The organism is Micromonospora aridisoli (genome assembly GCF_056150025.1).
Genome location: NZ_JAXCFK010000181.1, coordinates 1 through 519 on the forward strand (window position 1 = coordinate 1; position 519 = coordinate 519).

Sequence of the window (519 nt, forward strand, 5' to 3'; positions counted from 1 at the left end):
TCATGAATTAGCAGCTCTCCTAGAAACTAGATCCGAGTTAATAAATACTTCTGGCTTTATGACAGATACCCATTATCACATTGGTAATGTAATTCGTGAAGCATCTCAGAATAATCCGTATTTTAGAACATCTTTGCTAGATAAATTAAAGCAACTCCAAGGTCGGTTTGATCTTAAATATTGGCCTCGGTTAGATGATGTAATGAAAGTTATCGCTGAAGATGCAAGAATGGCCGTACCTATTGCTATTGATTCTATTACTGAAGTGGCAACAAGAGGTGAGAGAGCTTCCTTAGTTGATTATTTTAGAGCTTTATTTGAAGCTATTGAATGTAATCGTCAGAAAGAATATGGTTTCTTACCTAATGACTTTAAGTTAACAGATAATACAATTGCTACTTTAGCTAATTGCGCCTTAGCTTTAGAGCCAAAAGAAATGATTGATGGCCTATATGTGAAAAATTTTAGAATTCGTGAACGCAAACGCATAGGTAGTGACTCCTAATTTTAAATATGTGG

At 34.7% G+C, this 519-nt stretch carries 1 protein-coding gene; it reads left to right on the forward strand.

The features are described 5' to 3' along the window. Positions 1–505: hypothetical protein (locus SM447_RS29995; RefSeq protein ID WP_474576225.1), on the forward strand; the 505-nt coding region annotated here is incomplete at its 5' end. Positions 506–519: the final 14 nt, after the last annotated feature.